This is a genomic window from Phaeodactylibacter sp. (assembly GCF_022763345.1).
Lineage (GTDB): Bacteria > Bacteroidota > Bacteroidia > Chitinophagales > Saprospiraceae > Phaeodactylibacter.
This window is the reverse complement of sequence record NZ_JALEGS010000068.1, coordinates 43,188-67,169: the sequence shown is the minus strand read 5'-3', so window position 1 is coordinate 67,169 and position 23,982 is coordinate 43,188. Positions and strand designations below refer to the sequence as shown.

At 50.3% G+C, this 23,982-nt stretch carries 17 protein-coding genes; 10 read left to right on the top strand and 7 right to left on the bottom strand.

Going from position 1 to position 23,982, the window contains the following annotated elements; translation table 11 throughout:
• Window positions 1–27: 27 nt before the first annotated feature.
• Together MRY86_RS18840 and MRY86_RS18835 are read left to right on the top strand one after the other, a co-directional pair.
• Entirely contained in the window at window positions 28–1,335 is a 1,308-nt protein-coding gene (locus MRY86_RS18840; protein WP_293569541.1) for an aminopeptidase P N-terminal domain-containing protein, read from the top strand.
• Window positions 1,336–1,455: 120 nt separating this feature from the next.
• Window positions 1,456–2,094 (top strand): LysE family transporter, encoded by a 639-nt coding sequence (locus MRY86_RS18835; protein ID WP_293569539.1) that lies wholly within the window; start codon window positions 1,456–1,458, stop codon window positions 2,092–2,094.
• A gap of 277 nt (window positions 2,095–2,371) precedes the next feature.
• Here MRY86_RS18835 and MRY86_RS18830 read toward each other — a convergent pair whose 3' ends face one another.
• From MRY86_RS18830 to MRY86_RS18820, 3 genes are read right to left on the bottom strand one after another with little or no spacing between them, the layout of a single operon-like run.
• A complete protein-coding gene (locus tag MRY86_RS18830; protein WP_293569537.1) occupies window positions 2,372–4,609 on the bottom strand; it encodes a DUF5682 family protein in 2,238 nt (745 codons plus the stop codon).
• 8 nt (window positions 4,610–4,617) lie between these two features.
• Window positions 4,618–5,760 (bottom strand): methionine aminotransferase, encoded by a 1,143-nt coding sequence (locus MRY86_RS18825; RefSeq protein ID WP_293569535.1) that lies wholly within the window; start codon window positions 5,758–5,760, stop codon window positions 4,618–4,620.
• A 3-nt stretch (window positions 5,761–5,763) separates the two neighbouring features.
• Window positions 5,764–6,546, bottom strand: coding sequence for a type III pantothenate kinase (locus MRY86_RS18820; protein ID WP_293569533.1), 783 nt, complete (start codon window positions 6,544–6,546; stop codon window positions 5,764–5,766).
• A 92-nt stretch (window positions 6,547–6,638) separates the two neighbouring features.
• Here MRY86_RS18820 and MRY86_RS18815 point away from each other — a divergent pair, with 92 nt between their 5' ends.
• Window positions 6,639–7,193: a hypothetical protein gene (locus MRY86_RS18815; protein ID WP_044219012.1), complete on the top strand. Its 555-nt coding sequence runs from the start codon at window positions 6,639–6,641 to the stop codon at window positions 7,191–7,193.
• Between the two features lie 210 nt (window positions 7,194–7,403).
• Here MRY86_RS18815 and MRY86_RS18810 read toward each other — a convergent pair whose 3' ends face one another.
• Window positions 7,404–8,948 carry a thiol-activated cytolysin family protein gene (locus tag MRY86_RS18810; protein WP_293569529.1) on the bottom strand — a complete coding sequence of 515 codons (1,545 nt, stop codon included), beginning with the start codon at window positions 8,946–8,948 and terminating at the stop codon, window positions 7,404–7,406.
• Between the two features lie 120 nt (window positions 8,949–9,068).
• On the opposite strand from MRY86_RS18810, the gene MRY86_RS18805 reads away from it, so the two are divergent.
• The 3 genes from MRY86_RS18805 (at window position 9,069) to MRY86_RS18795 (ending at window position 15,423) form a co-directional block, all read left to right on the top strand.
• A complete protein-coding gene (locus MRY86_RS18805; RefSeq protein ID WP_293569527.1) occupies window positions 9,069–10,922 on the top strand; it encodes a hypothetical protein in 1,854 nt (617 codons plus the stop codon).
• A gap of 219 nt (window positions 10,923–11,141) precedes the next feature.
• On the top strand, window positions 11,142–13,757 hold the full coding sequence (locus MRY86_RS18800; RefSeq protein WP_293569525.1) for a PQQ-dependent sugar dehydrogenase: 2,616 nt from the start codon (window positions 11,142–11,144) through the stop codon (window positions 13,755–13,757).
• A gap of 70 nt (window positions 13,758–13,827) precedes the next feature.
• A complete protein-coding gene (locus tag MRY86_RS18795; RefSeq protein ID WP_293571819.1) occupies window positions 13,828–15,423 on the top strand; it encodes a T9SS type A sorting domain-containing protein in 1,596 nt (531 codons plus the stop codon).
• A gap of 274 nt (window positions 15,424–15,697) precedes the next feature.
• Here the strand turns inward: MRY86_RS18795 and MRY86_RS18790 are convergent, their stop codons facing one another.
• Window positions 15,698–16,738 carry a hypothetical protein gene (locus MRY86_RS18790; RefSeq protein WP_293567087.1) on the bottom strand — a complete coding sequence of 347 codons (1,041 nt, stop codon included), beginning with the start codon at window positions 16,736–16,738 and terminating at the stop codon, window positions 15,698–15,700.
• Between the two features lie 186 nt (window positions 16,739–16,924).
• Here MRY86_RS18790 and MRY86_RS18785 point away from each other — a divergent pair, with 186 nt between their 5' ends.
• Window positions 16,925–18,451, top strand: a complete 1,527-nt coding sequence (locus MRY86_RS18785; RefSeq protein WP_293567088.1) for a hypothetical protein — start codon at window positions 16,925–16,927, stop codon at window positions 18,449–18,451.
• 237 nt (window positions 18,452–18,688) lie between these two features.
• Window positions 18,689–19,804 (top strand): hypothetical protein, encoded by a 1,116-nt coding sequence (locus tag MRY86_RS18780; protein WP_293567089.1) that lies wholly within the window; start codon window positions 18,689–18,691, stop codon window positions 19,802–19,804.
• 204 nt (window positions 19,805–20,008) lie between these two features.
• Here the strand turns inward: MRY86_RS18780 and MRY86_RS18775 are convergent, their stop codons facing one another.
• Together MRY86_RS18775 and MRY86_RS18770 are read right to left on the bottom strand one after the other, a co-directional pair.
• Window positions 20,009–20,536: a hypothetical protein gene (locus MRY86_RS18775; RefSeq protein ID WP_293571817.1), complete on the bottom strand. Its 528-nt coding sequence runs from the start codon at window positions 20,534–20,536 to the stop codon at window positions 20,009–20,011.
• Between the two features lie 98 nt (window positions 20,537–20,634).
• Window positions 20,635–23,133 (bottom strand): gliding motility-associated C-terminal domain-containing protein, encoded by a 2,499-nt coding sequence (locus tag MRY86_RS18770; protein ID WP_293567091.1) that lies wholly within the window; start codon window positions 23,131–23,133, stop codon window positions 20,635–20,637.
• A 109-nt stretch (window positions 23,134–23,242) separates the two neighbouring features.
• Here MRY86_RS18770 and MRY86_RS27225 point away from each other — a divergent pair, with 109 nt between their 5' ends.
• Both MRY86_RS27225 and MRY86_RS18765 read left to right on the top strand, forming a co-directional pair.
• A complete protein-coding gene (locus MRY86_RS27225; protein ID WP_366145571.1) occupies window positions 23,243–23,374 on the top strand; it encodes a HepT-like ribonuclease domain-containing protein in 132 nt (43 codons plus the stop codon).
• Between the two features lie 110 nt (window positions 23,375–23,484).
• The gene (locus tag MRY86_RS18765) at window positions 23,485–23,943 is read left to right on the top strand and encodes a hypothetical protein (RefSeq protein WP_293567092.1); all 459 of its coding nucleotides are present in this window, start codon (window positions 23,485–23,487) and stop codon (window positions 23,941–23,943) included.
• The last annotated feature ends 39 nt before the right edge of the window (window positions 23,944–23,982 follow it).

The following is a 23,982-nucleotide window of genomic DNA, read 5'->3' as shown; positions in this document are numbered from 1 at the left end:
CCTGCTTATGACCAAAAGCAACAAAATATGCGTTACGAAGCCATAAAGTCCGACCTTTTCCGGTACAACCGGCAGCGGTTCATGCGTAAGATGCAGCCGGACTCCATCGCTATTTTCCAGTCCAACGATCTGATGCCCAGAAGTGGGGACACCTTTTTCCCCTTCCGGCAAAACAGCGGCCTGTTCTACCTCAGTGGCCTGGATCAGGAGGACACGGTGATTGTCCTCTTCCCCGATTGTATCAAGGAAGGCTTTCAGGAGGTGGCTTTCATCCGCCGTACCGACGAGCGCACCGCGATCTGGGAAGGCGATAAGCTGACCAAGGAACAAGCCCGGGAGATTTCCGGCATTGAGAAGATTTACTGGGCCGATGAGATGGATAACATCCTTCATGAGCTCATTTTGCTGTCCAAACGGGTATACCTCAACCTTAATGAGCACGACCGCTTCGCCTCCGGGGTCGTAACACAGGACATGCGCTTTGCTCGTTTGCTACAGGAACGCTACCCCTTACATAAATTTCACCGGGCGCAGCCTTTGCTCAAGAAGCAGGCGATGATCAAATCTACTACGGAGGTCGGGCTTATCCGTCACGCGGTGAATATCACAGGTAAAGCCTTTGAGAAGGTGCTGGACTTTGTCCGCCCCGGTGTAATGGAATACGAAGTGGAAGCGGAAATCATCGCGGAGTTTATCCGCAACGGTGCCCGGGGCCACGCTTATGAGCCGATTATAGCCAGTGGCAAAAACACCTGCGTGCTCCACTACGTCCAAAACAATCAGCGCTGTATGGACGGCGACCTGCTGCTCCTGGATTTCGGAGCAGAATATGCCAACTACGCTGCCGATCTGAGCCGTACTATACCTGTTAGCGGGCGCTTTACAGACCGGCAGCGCAAGGTGTACGATGCTGTACTCCGGTGCATGAGAGGCGCTCAGCAAATGCTCCTGCCCGGTACTATGCTGGAAGATTACCACAAGGAAGTGGGCAAAATGGTGGAAAGCGAGCTGCTCCAACTGGGACTACTTGACAAAACGGATATCAAAAATCAGGACGAAAAATCCCCGGCTTACAAAAAGTTCTTCATGCACGGCACCTCCCACCACCTTGGGCTGGATGTGCATGACCTCTCCAACCGCTACGATCCCATACAGGCAGGTATGGTCTTCACCTGCGAGCCTGCAATTTACATACGTGAAGAAGGGCTGGGCATCCGTCTTGAGAATGACATCCTGGTTACGGATGACGGGCCAGTAGACCTCTGTGGCCACATCCCTGTAGACGCAGAGGCGATCGAAGAACACATGAATGCCAGCATACTGAGCAGCACCTAGTGGATTAATCCGCAAATGCCTGATTATTTTAAGTGCAGCATTAGTAAGAGCTTAAGGGGCCAAAACCTAGCAAGTAATTCGGCCTGGTCGCACCAGGCCTTTGACCAAACCCTAATCAATATGAACCTCATTTTTGAGGGGGTCAAAATTGGCTTGATCCTCGCCATGCTCATTGGGCCTATCTTCTTCGCCATCATTCAGGCGGGCGTGGAAGAGGGATTCCGGGCGGGGGCTACCGTAGGACTGGGCATTTGGGTGAGCGACTTTCTGTTCATCGCGGCCGTGTACTTCGGGCTGGCTTACATCAGTCAGGTGGTGGAGGGGCCCAACTTTGGCTTATACCTGGGCATTGGCGGCAGCATTACCCTTTCTGCATTCGGGCTGGGGGCACTGCTTACGGTACCGAAAGCTCACGAACTCCCGGAATGGTCGAAGGAGACGGTGCGCACGTCCTCCTATTCCGGGCTTTGGCTCAAAGGCTTCCTCATCAATACCATTAACCCCTTCACTTTTTTCTTTTGGATAGGCGTCGCCTCTACTGTGGTGGTTGATGGAGAAATGGAACTTATGGAGGCCCGTTATTTCTTCGGGGGCATACTGGGTACCATCATCATCACGGACCTGCTGAAAGTCCTGCTGGCTAAGCGCATACGACGGGTGCTCCGTCCAATCCATCTACTCTGGCTACGTCGCATCTCCGGTATTGCACTGATTGTCTTTGCGGCAGTATTACTGGGCAGAGTCCTCTGGATGATGTAAAAAAGGCTGTGCTTAGGAACAGCACAGCCAAAGAATTAAAGGGCTACAGTATAGGATATTCTTCGTTTTCGTTTTGCTCCTGCAAAAAATAACCAGGTAGGTGCCGGGCGGCACGAACCTGGCTTCAAAAAGCGACTTTAAATTGCAGGAAAGATTAGCATCTTATTAAGATGTCTTGACAGCAAGAAATCAACATTTACAATAGCAAATGTCTTCTTTTGGCCTTAACTGAAGATGAAGTGGAGGTTAAGGTTCCTTTAATTCACAACGCGCGGCATTAGTCCAGACCCAGCAGCAGCTTGAGGGTGGGCAGGACAACTTTGGCACGCTTTTGATCAAAAGCGGCTTTTGGCAATGCTCCCCCCTCCGCTTCAGGCTTAGGCGCACCGGTTTTGGAAAGGCTCAGCATTTTTTCCCGCTCCGGAGGGGAGAAATTGGCAAAAGAACGGCGCAGCAAAGGAAGGGTCTCCTCGAATACAATCTGCGGCAGTTCCGCAATCCATTCGTCCAGAATTTGCCAAAGCGCTGGAATGTGGATCAGTAACAGCCCACTCCCGTAGAGGAAGCCTTCGAGCCACAAAGCACTCTGTTCTGCTTCAGCAGCGGAGGAAAGGGCATAGCGCATTTGTGTCGCCGCCGCCTCGTCTGACAAGACTGATTTATCAAACAAAGTACGGGTACAGAGCCCCCGGAGCAGTGGGTGTGCCGGTACAGCATTCGTGATTTGCGCAAGCGACCGGTTCCACTCTTTGTGAAATGCCGGCTCATTCAGCAGGCTGATGGCGCGGTTGCTCTGCACCAGTTGGCGTAGCCAGTCTCTGGCCACTTCTTCCTCAATGTTCAGCACCGCTGCTGGTAGTCCAATGGCAATACGGGGTACCATATGCCGGATGAGAGCTTCCACCGCCTCCGTATCCGTCTGCCGGGTATCGCCGTAGCGCTGAATGTCGGCCAATACGGGCAAGGCCTGCATAAGGGCATACACATCCTGAGTGACCGCTGCAGCGTCTTCCAGTTGCCGCACCAGGGGATTGAAGGCAGCGGTGACCCCGGCTAACAGTGCCTCACGAGCCAAGGCAACCAATTCATCAAGTTTATGAGCTTCCTGTGCTTTTTTCAGGAGGTAGTTATTAGCCGCTGCTTCCACGGTATTGCCCCACATGCCCGCCTGTATAAGCCGGATAACATACTCGGGTTGCCAGTGCAGGTGCCAGTACTCACTGAAGCTGCCCAGCTTGCCGTCCGGCTGCTCCTGAACACGCCCCCAGGGTACGTCCAAAATCCGCAGCTGATGCAGCAGGTGGCTGGCATCCAGGTGGGTATCTTTGCGCAAATCAAGGGCTTTATCTTCAGGTGCACCTGACTTGTATAGCTTGGTCAGGCGGGCGGAGCGAATCCGGGCTTCCATGTCCTGCTGCAGGGGAATTTGCGGGATGCTGTCCGGCACTTCCCCCACCTGTTGCCCGATGATAAGTTCCTGTTCGATAAGCTCCAAAGGCTCCGGGCTCCCTTGCGCGAAGACCGCCAGGGCGGCTTCTTTCATGGCATCAATGCCTGCTACCGGTTGTCCGCGCATGCCTGCAAGGGTTTGGGAAAGCCGGGCAGCATCGACAGCCTGCGCGGCACTTGCATCAAAGCCCTCGCCTCTTAGCAAACCGGCTACCCGCGCCATCCAATACTGTACGGTCTCCTCCCGCTTGCTGAAGAGCAGCTCGTAGTAAGCCGGAGAAACCACACCGGCCATATACCCGCTTTGAAACGCCAGCCGCTGATACGACCAGGGAATCCATGTGGCAGTGGTTTTACGCTTTTTGCGCCCTTTGAGCAGCGTATTATCGTCTTTTTGCTTGAAGCGGTCGAGGTAGTGCAGCGCAGGGGTGTGCCAGGCACCGCAAACCACAGCGATATTCTTGAATCCGTCTTTGATGGCTTTGCGCAGCTGCTTGCGCATGTAGGCTTCCCGCAAACGGTTGAGGGGGCGCTCTGACCGCCCGAGTTCATCGCGCAGGGCCGTGTTCAGGCTAATTATGGTTGCGAAAATATCGATATCATGCTCGGGCTGTTCGAAGGTGGCTTCCCACCAGCGCTCGCTGTCCCGGTAGCCCGCCAGGCGGGCCATGTAGCCCATGGGGTCGCGTACTTCGGGCGCTTCCCGGACGGCATCTGGCAAAGACAGCGACAACTGCTCCTCCTCCTCTCCCAGCTGAAACTGCATGCTCATAGGCAGGTCCATAAACCGCACATCCAGCCCTTGTGCCAGACCAAACTGCGCCGCCTGCCATTCGGGTGAAAACTCCGCGAAGGGCAAGTAAGAGGCGTGCCGCAGGTCTTTGTCATCATAAATGAGAATCGCGACCGGTGGGTGCAGCCCGGGGTGCAACATGTACTCCAATGCAGAGCTGGCGTCTTCCGGCGCTTCAATCAACAGACAGTCGGGCTGCTGGGCTTCCAAAGCCTGTAAAAGGCTCCGGGTGGAGCCCGGCCCGTGATGCCGTATGCCGTAGATCTTGTACATGCGTCGTTCTATACTTTTCGCAAGCGCTCACCAGCGGCCTGTAGCGTCTCTTCGGTTTTCGCAAAACAGAGCCGGATGATCCGCTCGTCCCGCCCGCTTGTGTAAAAGGCAGAAACTGGGATAGCGGCTACTCCGTGCTCTGTGATCAGCTGATGCGCAAAGACCCGGTCCGGTTCATCACTGATCCCGGAATAATCGAAATTGCAGAAATAAGTACCCTGACAAGGGAGCGGTTTAAACCTCGAGCCCGCCATGACTTCGAGCAGCAGATCTCGCTTTTGCTGGTAAAATCCCGGTAGGCTTTCGTAGGTCGTAGCATCCTGCAGGTAGTCGGCCAGCGCATGCTGCGTAGGTCGGTGCACCGCAAAGGTATTGTACTGATGTACCTTACGGAATTCCACCATCAGCTCGGGCGGGGCAACGCAGTAGCCGATTTTCCAACCCGTATTATGGAAGGTTTTTCCAAAAGAATAGACTGCCAGGCTGCGGCTGCGCAAACCCGGAAAACGCAGTACGCTTTGGTGGCTGGCCTCATCATAAATCAGGTGCTCATACACTTCGTCGCTTAGCACCAGTATATCGGTGCCGGCGGTAAGTTGCTGCAGCGCGAGCAGATCAGTGGTTTGGAGCGTGGTGCCTGTGGGGTTATTTGGCGTGTTGATGATGATCATGCGGGTAGCCGGCGTCAGGAGCGCTTCCACATGGTCCCAATTGACTTTGTAGTGCGGGGCTTTGAGTTCGTATATGACTGGTATGCCCCCGTTGACTTCCACGGCAGGCCGGTAGCAATCATAAGCAGGCTCCAGCAGGAGGACCTCGTCGCCCGGGCGAACGAAGGCAGCAATGGCGCAGTAAATGGCCTGTGTTGCCCCGGCAGTAATGGTGATTTCTGAGCCGGGGTCAACGTTAACACCATACATCAGATTTATCTTTCCGGCAATTGCTTCCCGCAGTTCCGGCAGGCCCGGCATTGGCGCATACTGATTGTATCCCTTCTGCAGGTAATCGCAAACCAGATCAGTGAGCCGCTGCGGGGACTCAAAATTGGGAAATCCCTGAGAGAGATTAATCGCCCCATGCTCATTGGCCAGGGCTGACATAACAGAGAATATGGTGGTGCCGACATTCGGCAGCTTGGAATACACTTGCATAGTTCAGGTGGTAAGCTTTTTAGTCGTTTCTTCTGCGATGATCCGCAAGCCATCGAGTGTCAGGTGAGGATCGATGGCATCAAAATCTGTCTCCAGGGGGTGCAAAATAGCCGATAAGCCTCCGGTAGCCACCGCCATGTACTGCGCCCCTACTTCTGCCCGAATACTGGACAACATATGCCGCACCAGTCCCACATACCCCACCAGGATTCCACTTTGAATAGCCTGTACCGTATCTCTGCCAATAGCCGACTCCGGCATTTGCAGGGGCACCTCCGGCAACTGTGCAGTCTTCTGAAACAGGGCACCGATGGCTGTTTTCAGCCCCGGCGCGATGGAAACGCCCAGCAGCTGCCCTTTTCGATCCACTACTGTAAAAGTCAGCGCTGTACCAAAGTCCACGATAATGCAGTCCTGCCGGTGCAGGTAGTGTGCTGCTACCGCATTGGCAAACAAGTCGGTGCCCAGCTCCTCGGGCCGGTCAATTTTCAACTGCAGGTGCTGGTAGATTTCCGGGGCAACCAGGAGTGCCTCCTGACCGAACAGGTGCCTGCTCAGCTGCATAAAGGTGCGCTTCAGGGCCGGGACAACCGTACTCACCACAACCTGCTCAATAGCGCCCGCTTCTATCCCCTGCTCCATCAACCAGGAGGTGCAGCCCATCTGATAAAACATAGCAGACTGCCGGTCGGTCTTGGTCGGCAGGCGGTGAAAATGCGCCCAGTGCCCATCAGTGTACAAACCAAGCGTTACATTAGAGTTGCCTATATCTATGGCTAGGATCATTATTTGGCTTTTGCTATCTCCCTAAATGTAAAAAAATCCGGGGAGCCCTCTGGCTTTTTTTATATTTTAAGCGCAACCAAAACCAAAATCTGATGCTACAACCTGATTCTCAACTATTCAACCTCAAGCGAAAGGTACAACAGTACGAGGAAGTTCTCCAAAATACGCAGACCTACCGGGAGAATTGGAAAACGGAGACGTGCAAGCAAATTCAGGACACCTTACAGGATATGCTCGAAGCTACGGGCTTTGCTGCCCGCCTGGAACACCGTTCGGATGTGGAAAACCTGGAGGCGATCGTGCTCACACTTGGGCAGTCAAAGAGCGGTATGTACCAGCAGGTTAGCGATGATGTGCAGCGCCACCTCATCAAGCACAACGGCTCACTTGTATACCAGCAGCTGTTCAACGGCAAAATCATCGTTTTGATCAATTATCCGTTCATTGAGAATTACGGGCAGCCCCGCCCACCCAAGACCATTGCCATCTATCGGCCCGAGGAACTGAAAGAGCCTTACTTCCTGCGCCATATGGAAGAATTCCTGCAGGAAATCACCAATTGGGAAGACTACGACGATGATGAACCCAACAAGCGCATCGGTTTTCAGCTCAACTTCGGTGCCAATGGCGGAGAATCTCCGGAATAATTGATTGCTATTTTGACGAAGCTTGTCTGGAAGGGACCGGGCTCGAAGACCTTCGCTCCTGGCTGGCTGGATCAGGACCTGAACAGGTGCCCATGCTTGGAGCCCGGCTTAAGCCGGATGACGCCAGGAATAAATCTCTCAACCCGGCGCAAACGGAAAAGCACCTGTTTTCACCTCAACTGAAGTACAAACAGGCGCTTTTTATTCCCGCTAGTCACATTTTTCCAAAAAGGTAGCAAAGCCGGTGGAAAAACCACCACGGTAGGCCCGCCAGCAATCCTCGTTTTGGCTCGAAGAAATGTGGTAAAGGTTCCTCGTTTCCCACTCCCGCCAAGTCAATCCATCGATCCGCCTTACGATCATACGGACATCGAATGCGCCGTCTGGTACGTCCGGCAAGGTAGCGGAGCTTTCATCGTTAATTTGCAGCTCTGTGGTTTCGCCCGTATCATCTGCGGGCGGATAATCGTGATCGTAAGTCAGCTTAATTCGTAAGTTGTAGGTATCGAAATCATTGTAAAAGTCAATCCTTGGATGGTTGTAAGCGATCTTTCCACAACGCACATCTGTATAATCGGAGCTAAATCCCATTTTAACAATCCGGTTGTCACTTAACAAGTTGACCCGGTAGGCAATAGGCAGCCCCGGATTCTCCCGGGAGTAGACAGCGTTTTCAACAATGAGCGGGGTCAGGCTTCCAGGGCCACTAATATTCTCCAGGGCTTGGGCAGCGCTCTGGGCACTCCCTCCAATGGTGAGCACACTGATGGAGGAGTTGCTCAGGATTTCATCGTACCGGCTGGCTACATCAGCCGCCACGCTTACCCCACCGGCGGCGTAGTTCATCACAGCGTTCAGGTCAATGGACGTTTCCACATTAGTGGCTTCCATGCGGAACAGGATGATCCTGCCGTAGTCTACGGCACTCACGTAGGCCGGGTGGTTGTTGTCATCCGTGGAGGACTGCACCTGCTCCAAAGTGACATCAGGCCCCAAATAGTCCGTAGGCTCAAAGGGCGACTGGGCGGTGATCGTGTAAAAAATTTGCCGGTAAGCCAGGAGCGCCACCCGCCGGTCTGTGCTCGTACTAGTGCTGAGGTGTGAGGATACCGATCCTGTCACCCACTCTGCATTGATACCCAGTTCAATGCCCAACTGCCGTTGCTCAAAGGCTTCACTGGCCTCGTAATAGGAACGGGCTCCGTTGAAATAGCCCTGCTGGAAAGCCGTGTTGTTCCAGTGCTCCAATGCCTCATCGATAGCGGGGCTTACCGTTGCATTCGATGGATCAGCCACCGTAAAGGAACCTTTATCCCCTATCCCAGGCAGGTCGATGGTTAGCGTCACCGGGTTGCGCTCCAGGCCCAATGGCCGGGGTGTGCCCGATAATAAATCAGCATTGGCCAAGACCAGGGCGCCCGGATAGATATTTCCGCTACCCGGATTAAGGATCGCAATTTCTGAAAAATCTCTCTCCAGCTCGTAAGGCTGGCTCACACAACTACTGCGGTATCCACGATCCAGAGGACCGGATTCTGTGCTCGGTTCCCCCGGTGTTTTCTGCGCCAAATCTCCGGGCGTATTATTGATATTAAGCATGTCCACGGGGTTGTAGGTCAGGCTCCGGATGTAGGCATTGATATCTGTAGCCATGGGGTTTTCGGGAATAGAGGGTGTTTCTTCCTTGTCCTTATTGCAGGATTGGAAAAGGAAGAGGCTCAATAAGCATAGCAAGGCAGTAAATCGAATAGTCATCGCAGAATAGATTTTGGTATGGCTCAAAAGTAGACCCCGATGGTGCCTCCGTCCAAAATTAAGGCGTGGACAAATCGTGGACAGCTAGTAAATACTGCTGTTTTGCCCTATATTCACCGTATGAAATCCCGAAGGCTCTTTTTCATCCTACTACAGGCAGCAGTGTTACTGCTGCCGCAAAAATTATCAGCAGATCCTATCGATAGCCTGGCTCAGCTGGTACAACAGCCTGCCCATGACACCATCACGGGCATGCGCTATCTGGAATTAGCTAAAGCCTGGTTTTGGGAAAATCCCGTCAGAACAGATTCCCTGCTTCGGATTGCCGAAAGCTACCTCGGCCCTCAGCAGTACTACCGGGGGCTCAGCGATGTGCATAACTTTCGGGCCAACTATCACTACATGGGCGGCCGGCCGCTTGCCGCTTGTTCTTCTCTGGATACTGCCATGCAATTTGCTGCCCTTGATGGCGACAGCCTGCACATGATCGGCATCCGAAAGAATCTGACCATCCTGCGCTCAGAGGCAGGCGACATAGACGGGGCGCTGGAAGCCATTGAAGAAAGCATGCAATACCTGGTGGCGCATCACGACAGTTCCCTCCTGGCCCAACACTTCGTGCAAAGAGGACTGCTTTATCAGCAAAAGGGCTACCGCAGACTAGCGCTTCAGGATTTCCAAACCGCCCGGGAAGTCCATTTGGCGCTACAGGAAACAGCGCGGGTTGCAGAGGCCGAGCAGCATATCGGCAAAACCCTCTTCGACGAGTCCAATTACAAGGAAGCGCTCCCCTACTTTTTGGCATCGGCTAAGCACTACCAACTGGCCGGTCAACAACAGTACTACGCAGAAGTGCTGACTCTGCTGGGTTCCAACTACCACCGGCTGCAGAAATATGCTCTTTCTGATTCTACCTTTAACGCTTCGATCGCGCTTAGCCATCAATTGCAGCAGCCCTACAATATCGCTCATGCCCAATTACTGCGGGCAGAGAGCTGGCTGGAACGCGGGCACCAACTTAGACAAGCAGCGTTAGACGCCTCCACCGCCCAACCTGTTTTTGAAGAAGTCCTGCCCGTAATGGCCGGCAGTTGCCAGATGCTCCTTGCCCGGATTGACTCCGCACAGCAACAATGGCTTCCGGCGCTGGACAGGGTGGACAATAGCATTTCAATATTTGAAGACCATAAAGGAGCAAGCTACCTGCGGGGCGCCCTAAGGTTGAAAGCAGCCCTTTTATCCAAACTCGGCCGCCCAGCCCAGGCTCTATCGGTCTACGAACAGGCGCAAGCATTAAGCGACAGCCTGTTTTCCATTCAGCAGGCCCAGGCTATTGCCGAGCTGCATTTGGAGTATGATACGGAACTCAAAGAGCGGGAAATTGTGCTCAAGGCAGCTCAAATCAAACGGCTGGCTAGTGAAAAAGAAAATGCCCTGCTCAGAAACCGGTTGCTGGGCCTGGGTCTGCTGGCAACACTGCTGCTGCTGGGGGGTGGCTATTACACTTATCGGTTGCGGCAAAGGACACTAAAGGCTGAAGTACGGCACCGGGAGCGGGAATTAGCCGCGCAGCGCCTGCACCTTCTGCAGAAAAATAATCTTCTACAGCAGGTAGAAGATCAGCTGAGCAATCAGACTGCCGCTTCCGGGGACCAGGGGCACCAAAAATTGCTCAATAGCCTCCGGACTCAGGACACACTGGATAAGGACTGGGATACGTTCACTTCCTACTTTAAGGCCGTGCACGCCGATTTCTCTGAACAACTCGAGCAAAAATTCCCCTCACTGAGTATAACTGAAAAACGCCTCGCTTACCTGTTCCGGCTGGGTACAACCATCTCAGAGGCGGCTGCGCTTTTAAATATCCAACCGGAGAGTGTACGAAAAGGCAAATACCGCTTAAAAAAGAAACTCGCCACTGCAACCGGAACGGATAACCAAAACCTGGAAGATATGCTACGCCAAATCGGGTAGGCCTGCATTCACGCGTACAAGACGATCAGCAAACCGGCATGTTGCTGCTGATAAACGGCGTAGGTCTACAGCAGCTATCGGATAGATGACATTGCTAAAGTTTTTGCGGAAGGGCGCACTGTGGTTCTATTCGCTTTCTGCTATATTTGAGGCAGTATTTTTGCGCCCGGGCCTTCATGCTGCCTAAATCTGCCGGGCAACTTTCCAAAACTTTCAGCTATGCTCCAGTGGCGATACCTCCTTGTTTTTCTATTCTTTTCCGGTCTTATGGCCTTTACCCTCGTTCCGCCTGGCCCTACGCCTCCGGGCGCTATTGGCCCGTTTTTGAATGGGGTGTTGCCATCGAAGACACCCGGCGCTAATGGTGCCTGGAGCCTGGAAGACGTCTCGGAGGGGCTCAGCATTCCATCTCCGCTACGGATTATCCCCTTTCCGGGCACCGAAGACGTACTGGTGCTTAGCAAAATTGGTGAAGTTTGGCGCATCAACCTGGCTCAACAGACCCAGCAGCTGGTACTCGACATCAAAGACCGGGCCTTCAAAGAGGGCGAAGCAGGCACTACGGGCATCGCGCTCCACCCGGAATTTGGCAACCCCAATGCTCCGGACAAGCAGCTGATTTTCGTATTCTACCGCTACAAACCACAGCCCGACAGCTGGGACGAGAAAGGCTTCAACCGACTCTCTAAATTCCGGTGGGATGCTGGCAGCGGCACTTTTGATACCAGTACGGAACAAATCCTGTTTCAGCAGTACGACCGCAGCACATGGCACAACGGTGGCGGTATGTTCTTCCACCCGGATGATGGCTTTCTCTACCTCGGCCTGGGAGATGAAGGGCATTTTCACTTTAAGGAAATTTCCAATCAGCGCCTCGACCGGGCCCTCTTTGGAGGGTTGATCCGCATTGATGTGGACAACGACCCGGCGCGCAGCCACCCCATCCGACGGCAGCCGCAGCCCTCAGAGTGGGGACCTCAGGACCCAACCTGGGGAGACACCTACTCCCAAGGCTACTCTATCCCCAATGACAACCCCTGGCAGAGCCCCGACAGTAGCCTGATGGAAGAATTCTACGCCATTGGCATTCGAAGCCCCTATGGCGTAAGCTATGACCCGGTGGAGGACCGCATCTGGCTGGCTGATGTGGGCGAGGTACTACGGGAAGAAATCTCTATTATCGGTAAAGGGCAAAACCTGCAGTGGCCTTTTTTGGAGGGCACGGTCCCCTCTGAGGAATACGCCCGCCCGGACGAGGTGATTGGAGAAGAACAGCCCCCGCTGCACGAATACAGCAGGGACTTCGGCAACTGCATCATTGGCGGGCAGGTGTACCGGGGCAATCTCTTCCCAAATCTTTGGGGCAAATATCTTTTTGCTGACTACGGCAAGCGTAAACTCATGTCGCTGGACTACGATTTTGATAATCAACAGGGGGAACGGGATATCCTGATTGCAGATATACGCAACCTTGGGCTGGACCTTTCCAGCAGTGCGGGCATTACAGGGATTTTTTCCCAACCCAATGGGGATGTATTACTGACTATACAAAGTGCTAATGACTTTTTTGCACCCGGCAAAATCCTTCGCCTGACCGCACAGGAAACTATTGCCGACCCACCCGAACGTCTGTCGGACCTGGGGGTATTTACCGACCTCTCCACGCTAAAGACGGTACCGGGTATTCTGCCTTATCAGGTCAACTCCCCGCTTTGGTCTGACGGAGCAGCCAAGCGCCGGTGGATGGCCATCCCTAATGACGGGGCTTTTGACAGCCCGTCGGAAAAAATCCAGTTCAGCAGCCGGGAAGACTGGCAGTTTCCGGAAGGCACAGTCTTTATCAAACATTTTGAGCTGCCTAAAGCACGCCCCAACGGGCAGGCAGCCCCGCTGGAAACCCGCTTTTTCGTGCTGGGTACGGATGGCAAAAGCTACGGCCTAACCTATAAATGGAATGATGAGGGGACGGATGCCTTCCTGCTTAAGGCCGATGCTTCAAAAACCTTTACGCTTTACGAGGGGGGCATGCCCGTAGCTGAACAAACCTGGGACTACCCAAGCCGGGATCAGTGCCTGAGCTGCCATACTGCCAATGCTAACTTCGTACTTGGCGTAAAAACCCATCAGCTCAACGGTGACCTTACCTATCCGGCTTCCGGCGAAACCCTTAACCAGCTCGCCTACCTGAGCGATGTGGGGATGCTCAACCACTCCATCGTCAATCCTGACAGCTATCCCCGGGCTTATGCCATTGACGATACAGAGGCTGACCTGGAGCTGCGCGTCCGCTCCTATCTGGATGCCAACTGTGCCTCCTGCCATCGGTTAGGCGGGGTTCAGGATCTGAAAATGGACCTCCGGTTCCAGCTGCCCCTGCATTTACAAAACCTCATTAATGAACCCACCAGCAGCTCCAACTCGGACCCCAACCGAATGATTGTCAGGCCCGGTGACCACGCCAACTCTGAAATATGGGTACGGGACGCAAGCTTGTCCAGCAATCAAATGCCCCCCCTGGCCCGTTCCATCATTGATGAACCCTACATTGCGTACCTCGCTGAGTGGATTGACGGCCTGCCGGAAGACGCCGGCAAGGTGCACGAGCTTATCGTTTACCCCAATCCGAGCAACGGCTGGGTCGGGCTACGCCTCGATGATGACTGGGAAGGGCCCTTTGAGCTGGAGGTCTACAACTTCAATGGGCAACTGGTAAAATCGGATGTTTTTTCCGGGCACTCTTACTTTATTGACCTGAGCATGGCTCAGCCTGGTGCTTACGTCCTGAAGCTGGGAAATGGGAAAAGTCAGGAGGTCCGCAAATTTATGATTCAATAGGAAGTGATTTTTATCACAAAAAGTCTGTGAAGAATGCTGGTTTTTTGTGCTAAACAAATAGCATAAAAACATGCGGTTCTTTACCCTGGTGTTCCTCCTTAGCAGCGTTTTGACTTCCACTATTGCACAATCTGACTTTTCGGTTGCTGTACATCCTTTCACCATAGACGGCTTCGATGGGGTGCAATCCTTTGTGTCCGCTACGCACGATGGGCATATTTTGATCATTGGCGGGCGCAAGGATGGTTTGCACCGGCGGCAGCCCTTTGCCTCCTTCCTGGCCTCAGATAACAACACGACGATACACCTTCTCCACCCGGAGACCGGTGGGCACTGGTCCACCGATGTCGAAGTATTACCCGAACCCCTACAGGAGCAATTGCAGTCTACCAATATGCAATTCCATCAGGTGGACGATCATTTGATCATCACCGGGGGCTATGGCTTTAGCCCAAGCATGAACGACCACATCACCTATGCTATGCTCACGGTAGTGGACGTACCAGCCCTGGTCAGCGCCCTGCTGAATGATGGGGATATTGCTCCGGCTTTCCAGTATGTGCCCGATTTCCGCATGGCGGTCACCGGTGGCTACCTGCAACACCTACAGGATACTTTCTACCTCGTCGGGGGGCACCGCTTCACCGGGCGTTACAACCCGCACAATGGCCCTTCCTTTGTACAGGAGTACAGCAATTCCATCCGCCGGTTTATCATTGAGAATATCAATTCCGACCCCTCAATTGGGTGGTATGAAGCCTGGACGGATGAGATGAACCTGCACCGGCGCGACTACAACCTCGTCAAGCAAGTGTTCCCAGACGAGCAACTGGGTATGACCGCCTTTTCCGGTGTCTTCCAGCATGCAGTTGACCTGCCTTTTCTGAACGCTGTAGACATTACAAGCGCAGGCTATACCGTCAATAACGATTTTGAGCAGCACCTCAACCACTACCACTGCGGCACGGCACCGATTTACGATACCACTACCGGCGACATGCACACCCTTTTCTTCGGCGGCATGAGCCAGTTTTACCTCGATGCGGAAGGCGAACTGCAGGAAGATCAGGAAGTACCCTTCGTGCCGACTATTGGCAGGGTGACGCGGCATACAGACGGTAGCATGACTGAACAGCGCGTAGGCGAGCTGCCCGCACTACTGGGCGCAGGGTCAGAATTCATCCCTGTGGACAACACGCTGGACTTGCAACCGGACATCCAAATGCTTAACCTCCCCGCAGCCGGCGACAGCCTCTTCATCGGCTACCTGGTGGGTGGTATTGAAAGCACACAACCAAATATTTTCTTCATCAATGACGGTACCCAAAGCGTGGCCACGAACAGCCTGTTCCGGGTCTACCTCAAGCCCGAAGGACTCAGCAACAATCAGGAGGTACCCGCTCAGCCCAAACTACAGACGCTACTGCTTTCCCCTAATCCGGCAGCCGACCAGTTGCAACTTTCATTTGAACTGGCGCAAGCTTCTACCGTTCTCGCTACCCTTGTGGATTATCAGGGCAAAATCATCCGGCAGACTGATTTGGGTTATCTGGGCGGGGGCGCCCAAACGGCTACCCTCGGCATTGAAGACTTGCCAGCAGGTGCTTACCTGCTTAATCTTTCGGCCGGGCAGTCGCAGGTGGTGGAGCGGTTCCTTAAAAAATAGTTGCTATCGAAAATACGAATCCAGCTTAAATGGCTACTGCTGGGAGGTGACGCTCAGCCCGCTCTCGGTGGACGGAAATGGTAGCGGATTTTCTTGAAACGGAAGTCTAATAAGGCTTGAATATAGTTCCTTGTTACAATCTCAACGATAAAGGACAAGCTTTTAATAGGCTATAAAAAGAACAATTAGGATCGTGTCGTTAGGACTTTAGAATGTATCTGACAAGAGTAGTCTTTTACTGACTATTATGTCAAGTCACATACTGTTTATGTCCTTACAGGATTTTGCTTTCCCAATCTACTAAGCTTCGATCAAGACTAATCATTTTTTTTTCAGCGTTCGGACCACTAATGATATAGTGCTGAGCTAATTCATCTCCAATTAGCTTTTTTAATATTTGCTTTATTCTGGATATCTTTTCACTAAGTGAATTTGAAAGTGGGTTGGTTAGATTGTCTATCCGGTCTCGTATTATAGTAGGGTCATCAGTATTACTGAGTTTACGATAAACATAAGCTATTTCTTTTTTCCTTTCACAGAATTCATGAACTGTCAGTCCTTCAGGATACTTGAGATAAATGAGAAAAACAACTTTTTCTAATGGTGAAAAGGGTATTTTTAAGTTATTTAGATCAGTGAGTAATATGTTGTTAACCCTATCGTCAGTAACTTTTAATCGGCTTGGTTTTTTATCAGGCTCAATCTTTGTCTTTGACAAAAAATTAGGTCTTATATCCTCAAGTATTTCTGAGATCTGATTGAAAAGGTCATTAGATACATTTGTTTTCTTTACAATCTCTATACACTCGCTACAGAAATCAGCCGTACGGAATTTAAAAATTATCTCTAATTTGTTTTTGCATAAATCCTGAACGCAGCCTCTAGTTGGGTGGTGGAAGTATTCTTTAGCGAACTGATAATGCCCGAACATCTGCTTTCTAATAGGTATCAGTGCAATTTGAAATGCAATAGGGTAAAATTGTTCGCAGTCTACAAACAAGTCCCAATCATCTGAGTGAACAAAAAAGTCGTTGTGGGGAAATTCTGAAAAACCAATAAACCAGTTTGGAAAGTTAGGTCTAGATGTCAGAAGAATTACTAAGTCGTCATTGTCAACAAAGTATGCGTCTCTATATTTTCTACATTTCTCTAAATGCTCATCCCAAGTCGCTGGCACGTAATGAGAAATAGATTCATTTGCGAAAGGTTCAGCTGATATAAAACTAATTGGGCCATTGTATTTCTCTAATAGTTTAACTACTCGCCAATATCGATCAGGTACCAACTCTTGAGACTTTATTAGATGAACCTTCATATTCTCAGAGGTTATTTACTTTGCACGACTTCTGTAAACAACAGTAAACCAAAGCATTAGATGATCTCTTCACAAGCTTGTGAATTCAAACAAGGTTGCGGCAATTACTTTCTGAGCAGATTGATTCTACAACTTTGCTTCGACTTCTAAGTCAATGTGATTTTTCATTCAAAAATAAAAATACTTATGAAAACAGAAATGAGAAAACCATTTAAGAGTAACGGTAAATACGCTTACCAGTCACCACGGCCCAAAGAACAAGTCGCGGGCTTGCTCAAAGAAATGGGGCTAAGTACGTTATTCTTACTGACTAACCTCAAAAAGCTGCAATTTACTGCTCTTTGCTTTATGGCGCTTGCTGCCTCGACACTTGTGAGCTGCAATGATGTTTTGGACAGCGAAGGCGGTGACGAAGTTCTTCTGCCTGGTACAACCGAAGTTTCTATCGAGGATTACCAAGATATTGAAGAAACAGTTCTAGCTTTTGAAAAAGTTGCTGAGGTAGTAAAAGGTATTCAACAATCGCAGTTTCCAGAAAACTGGGGAGGGTATTCCGCAATTGATTCAATCATGGCTCCTCCAGAACTACCATTGGTAACTTCTTTTAGTCAAGCTAGTCCTTCATCTGTTGCTGTTCCTGATATTCTACTTGCTAGTGTTATCGAGTACGTACAGTCTTTTGAACCCATAGTTAATGCATTAGAAGATGCAATTGATAACAGAGAAATAGGTGGCTTGCTGTCCGCGATTGCTGTGTTTGAAATTGAACTTGGCATTGATTTTACTGATATTGAAAACGGTGAAACTATTCAGTTTCGGGGACGATCTACTTATTGCTGTTGCTGTCTTGACCAAGATGTTCCCGCTGGCTTTGGTTTCGTTAATTGTGGTCAATTCCGAGCTAGAAAAATATGGGCTAAAATTCGGTGTAAGTTTATATACAAGATTCAAGATAAGATTTTGAATATAAGTTGTGGAGGTAGAGACCTTTTTAAGAAAGGAAACTTATCTTTATGCGAGAGCAAATATACTGATCCCATCGGCTCAAGTACGAGTCCCCTAACATCATCAGGTATTACTAGTGGTCTATATAATGGTTCAAGTCAAGGACTTTATTATGTTCGATTTGTAGAAAACAAAGTATTCTGGTTTGGCGAGTCAGGCGATGGGGGCTGGGCTAACGTTATGAAAGGTGTTGTAGATAATGAAGATCCAACCGGTTTTTATATTACAGCAGATTTTTACGACCTTCCTAAGGGAGAAGCCACTGATCTAGGTCCTCTTGTTTTAAAAATCAGCAAAGACGGTAATCTAATCACCAAAGTTTCAGGCTCAGGTATTAATGCTTCGTATACGCGGACGTCAATGCCTGCCGTCCTTCCTAATGCTCAGCCAGCAGGTTTTTCACAAACTGGGAACATTAATGATTTAGATGGTATCTGGAATGGAAATGATGGAGCCAAGTATTACATCCGTGAAATAGATGGTAAGGTAGCTTGGTTTGGCGAAGAAAATTTCAATTCCGGTCAGCCGGGATTCGCAAACGTAGCTGTAGGTGTCCGTCAAGGCAATTATGTCCTCTTGGAATGGGCAGATGTTCCCAAGGGAAGCTCAACTGGACATGGAAAGTTGATTCTCAAAATAGATTCAGCCGATAGGATGTCTAAAATTAGTGGTCTTGGCTTTGGTGGGACGAGTTTTGTTCGCCAATAGTCTTCGCATTGATTTTTTGATGCTGTAAACCATTGCATTAATTGCATTTAAGTACAGGACGAAAAGCTAATTCTAGCTTCTAGTCCTGTACCGCTGGAACTATTCTTACAACTACTCTACATTTGCTTGGCTACTCCTAGAAGAAAAAGTTGAAAGAGAAATCAATTTCCTTGAGAGTGCTAGCTTTTATTAAATCCGCACTTATTTGAACCCATTCATTTCTAAAAAGACAAACACATGAAGAACTTAATTTTGTATTTATTCGCTATTGTTTTGCTTCTTCCATCTTGTGATCTTGAGCTTGGCGATGTCTCTACTATGGCGTCTTCCACTGCAAACCGCTGTATTAATGACATGAGGTCACAATTTAGTGGGGAAGGCGGGTTGAACATTGGGAGTAAAGACTATTCTTACAAGTTTCAATTTCCTCGAATCGGCCTGAGCAGCCATGTACAAGGTGTGGCTCGCCTTAGAGATTGGAACGGGAAAGGTCGTATGGCAATCTCTGACAATGGTTCAAATGCTGGTTTCAGAATTGCTTTCCAGGATATTGTTAACTCTGATGAAGGTATTTTTTCAGAAGATCAGAAGTTGAAGAATGCGGTGTCTTTTAAAATACGCAATGAACCACAATACGGTGACCATGATCATCCAGGAGGTATGCAAGCTCAAGGGGACGTTATTGCTATTGCGATGGAAGGGGGTGCCGCTGAACACGGAGCGGTATATTTCCTGAAAGCAGAGGGGAACTCCGTTTCTTACCTCAGTACATTATGGTTAGATGGATCACAGGGAGAACCATACCAAGCTGATCAAAATGCGGCCGCCACTGTTGGTTTCGTCAAACTAGAAGAGGGGAATTACTTGCTAGCTGTATGCGGTAGGAATCATGGTAAGCAAGGCATCTGGTTCTACGAAACAGAAGACACAGAGATTACTTCTTCCACCCAATGGTATTATATTGACTTCTATGAGCCAGAATGTACCGGTTATGGGAATGATAGCGACAAGTGCTTCGTAGGAAGTGGTGGTGGACTGAATTTAGTAACGGACTGTGAGGGGGCAATTTACCTAATTGCGATGCATGGAACATCTGGCACTGGAGGTAAAGAGTATGAGTATCTGCAGGTATTTTGGGTGCTAAAGGCTTCTTCATCGGACGCTGTAGAGCTATTCAAGTTCACGCAGCAACGTGATGGCTTAGGGTTGTTCGCAACCAATAGCAAATCATTCCGATGGGCAGGAGGAGTCTATGTTACGCGAGACGGTAGATTAGCTATATTTAATACGGAGCGCCGTAGAAATGTAGGCGATAATGACTTTGTGGACGGCGATATTTACATACAAAAGTAGATATAAAACCACAGCCATCAAGGGCGCCTTACTAAGTAATATCTAATCTTTGGGACAAACAGCTGAATCTAGTTGTTTGTCCCTTACTTTGATCCCTACTCGATTCTGTTTTGCTTTGACGCCTTACAAGTAGATATGTTTTCACACCTTACTAAACTAACAGATAATCAGATCAAACCTAAGCTATGAAATTACAGCTGGTCTTCATATCCTATCCCACCCATCCTCAAAATCCAACCGCTTGAGGTAATTATAGTCGATATAATTCCTGCCGCTTGCCACAGTTTTGAGGTGTGCTTTGACCTCTTCATAATTCAGTACGAAAAACTCTGGGAGCGATAAGGTGTCGGCATTGAGGTTTACGAAAACATAGATAATGTCTTCCCTCAACGAGGTGCTTTTGAGGCTCCAGCAGATGGACTTCGTCCGCTGAATGCCTTTTACCTGAATAGGAACGACATTAGACTCTTTTTCGACCAGTAAGTCTATTGATTTTGTGTTTCCTAAGGTCAAGGTCACATTATAGCCTCTCCGGCTCAGTTCAGCCGCGACAAAAAACTCCGATGCTATTCCGGTGTGTGATTTGGAAAGTTTCATTTGAATGAAATGTATTACTATTTTAATCTCCCCCCCCAACCGCTCAAAAACCCGATCCAACAACATCTCCTTCACAATGCCCGCCATGCGGTCATCATCCATCAGCTTGGTGAAAAGCTCCTGGTTTTGCTCCATGCGCTTACCTGCTGAACCTTTCGGCTGGGCAGTCGCAGGTGGTGGAGCGGTTTTTGAAAAAGTAGGCAACGAGAACCACTATACAGCTGGGAAAGCTACTATCGTATCAAAACAACATGCCCCGACTTCTGATACACCTCCAAACTCAGCTGATCGGTGTATTGCAATACATAAACGTAATGCCCAGCGTTAGCAGGTCGTTCTTCAGAGGTGCCGTCCCATTGCGCTTCGGCGCCTTCACCCTCGTACAGCAGCCCACCCCATCGGTCGTAAATTTGCAGCCGGATGGGTTCTATCTCCGGACCGTAAGCTTTAAATAAATCATTGCGGCCGTCGTTATTGGGCGAAAAGGCAGAGGGAACGAATATATCCGACCGGCAATCCCCCGCTTCTACTTGTATGAACACCGTATCGGAGCAAGCGGCATTGGAGACAATGAGCGGGAAAGTGCCCGTAGTACCAGGCTGAAAGCGGTCACTATTGCTGCCGTCCGGCCACAGCCATTGCAGCTCGTCTTCTGATAGCGCCTCCGCCCGGAGCAATAAAGGACGGCCAGGGCAAAAAGCCGTATCAGGAGAATACCAAAATTGTGGGGCTGGCAGCACTACAGCTTGCAAGCTGTCCATTGCGCTGCAGCCCTGTGCATCGGTTACGGTAAGCTGGTAGGTGCCCGCTTGGTTGATAGTAAGGGCCGCCAAGGTATCACCGGTGCTCCAGCGGAAGCCAAGGTCCGTGTCAGAAAGCTCTATGGTTAATGCTTCGCCTTCGCATAAACTAGCCGAAGAAGGCAGGCCTATTGATGGTTTTTCTAAAATGGACAATCGGGTGGTATCTGCATTGTCGCATGAAGTCGCTTTTGAAACCGCAGACAGCCAATACATTCCCGCCGCACTGGCCCAAATCGCTTGCGTGCTGTCCCCGTTTTGCCATTCCAGCGTATAGAGAGATGTGGCTAGCCCACTGTCGAGCAGCAGGCTGTCGCCGGCGCAGGCCGAAGTGTCGGCGGGCAGCGCAAAGGTGGGGCCATCCAGGACGTGGATGGCTTGGGTAGCGCTATCTTGGCAGCCCAGCAGGCTCACCTCGTGCCGGATAGTGTAGGACCCTGCTTCTTCAGCCAAGAAAGTAAGGCTGTCCGCTGCAAGGTTGTCCGCGACTGTTGGCGTTACGTCCCACTCGGAGGAAATCGGCAGTACAGAGGATTCCTTGAATGGTACAGCGGTGACCGCATCCTCCTGACACACAGTATCGGGCACGGCGAAATCTGCCGTGAAATTGAAATCCGGGCAATAGGGCACCGACTCCAAAGTAGCGGGCCGGGAAGTAATAGTGATGGGAATTTGTTCCGGCAATGGTATAGCGGTGATCTCAATAGGCTCAAATTCAGGCAGTGGGCTGGGAGGGAAGGTCTCTAAGTCACAGCGGGAGAAGCCGTTGCAATCGGCAACCTGCCCTTGTGCGTCCATTTTGATCATTTGATGGATATTAATGTTACCATCGTACCCAAACCACAACAACCCACCATCGATTAATTGGACGGGCTCGTACGAAAGAGGATGGGTGATGAAGTCCCACAGTACACTGTTCCATATTAAAGTGCCGTCTTCCTTGCTAAGTGTAGCTAGAGTAACCATATCTAAGGTGTCTTCCCGCCTGACGAGCAAAGCATTTTCCGTAGGTATAAGGCTTGGAACGTTGTGCATATTCATTGCCCATACCAAGTTATAATCGTAATCAAAATGAGCAATTGTAACGGTGTATATTGATCCGGTAACAGCAAAATCATTGAAGCTGTAATACCACCCATTTTCATCTGATGCGATATCGTTTATGACCCATTTCTCATCAGGATGAAAGCTGCAACTAGCCGTTTCCCAATCATTGACATCTACAGAAAAAAGTATCGTCCCATCTGTGATGGTGTCTTGATCTCCAGCTTTTCTCCCGAAACAAGCTAGTTGAACCTGATCATTTTGTCCTAGGCTAATACTGGATTGATAAAGGCGGTCAAAGTTACCAACTTTCCAGGTTCCACTGTTGGTGACCACCCCATCCTCGTTCCATGTGGCAAGGCAAATTACAACGCTACTGTGGCCAACCAAGAATTTAATACCAGTTAGGAGATACTGGTCACCAAAGCGGAATAAGCGGTTGTTTTTAGAGAGAATACCACCGTTAAATATGGACGGACGAACCGGTAACTCAAATGAAAACTGAATCGTACCTTCAGCATCAAGCTTTACTATATGTGTTTGCCGATCTAGAATCTCTCTTTCCATTTCGAGATGTACCATAGCTCCGCCTGATTGGGTTTCAATTACATTGACGTCTAATGCAAACCAATATTCTTCTTGTAGATACAACTCCGTTGCCCAAGTCAGTTCGCCATCAGCTGTGAACTTGCAGATGAGCACCGCAGCATCTAAATTATAATCCCCCCCAGCGTAAAAATACCCCCCATCCGATGTCGGGAACAAGTCTTGGTGCCAACGAACGGCATTGGCACTTGTGTCGGGAAATAGAAGTTGTTTGGAAAATGACTGCGACCAAAGGGGGGTGCAGAACAGGGCGAATAAACTGAACAGGTAGAGGCTTTTCATAGCGCAGTGGGGTTGATGAGAGATTTTGATACGTTAATATACCCATTTCCCGCTTTTTTAAATAGACATTATTGAAGATTTGCTTGAAGGATGACAAGGTTTTGGAAACATATGGGGCATAAGGTACAGAAACAGAATCATACATGAATACTTCGGGATTGACATAGGGATTCTCTGGGCAATCATTCAAAACAACCTTGACCATTTGGAAAAACAGGTGGCCAACATTGACATAAGCTAACCTTCAACTCTGCTAGAACGCGTAAATATGCGACCGATGCCTGTTCTCCCCTAATTGCTCAACCCCATCAAACATTTCTCCCCTAAAAGCTGTATATTCGTCAACAGATTATGCTTCAACCGCAACGCACATACCGCCCCATCGCCCTGCTCATGGCGATCCTGCTCCTCACCTCCTCGGTGAGCTTCGCGGTAGATATGCATTTCTGCAAAGGCGAGCTGAAGTCCATCAGTTTCTGGGGCAAAGCGCCGAGCTGCCACGAACGGGCGGCCGCCAAAATCACCTGCCCCCACCACCGGAAATTGATGGCAGAAAAGGGCGAAGCGGCACTGGAAAAATCCAATTGTTGCGATAACCACACCGTGCAGGTAGAAGCCGACCACGAGCGGCAGACCCAAACCGCCGCGGAATTAGAGCTGAATCCAAGCTTGCAATACTTACTGATGGCGTACACGGCAAGCCTGCTGCCCGCTGAGGATATAGCGCGCACGCCTGCTCCCTACCTGAACTATAAACCGCCCCTCATACCCAGGGATATCCCTGTCCTGACCCAATCCTTCCTGTTATAAAAAATGGCTTTCCCGGCTGCTGAGCAGGCCTCAGCAGCA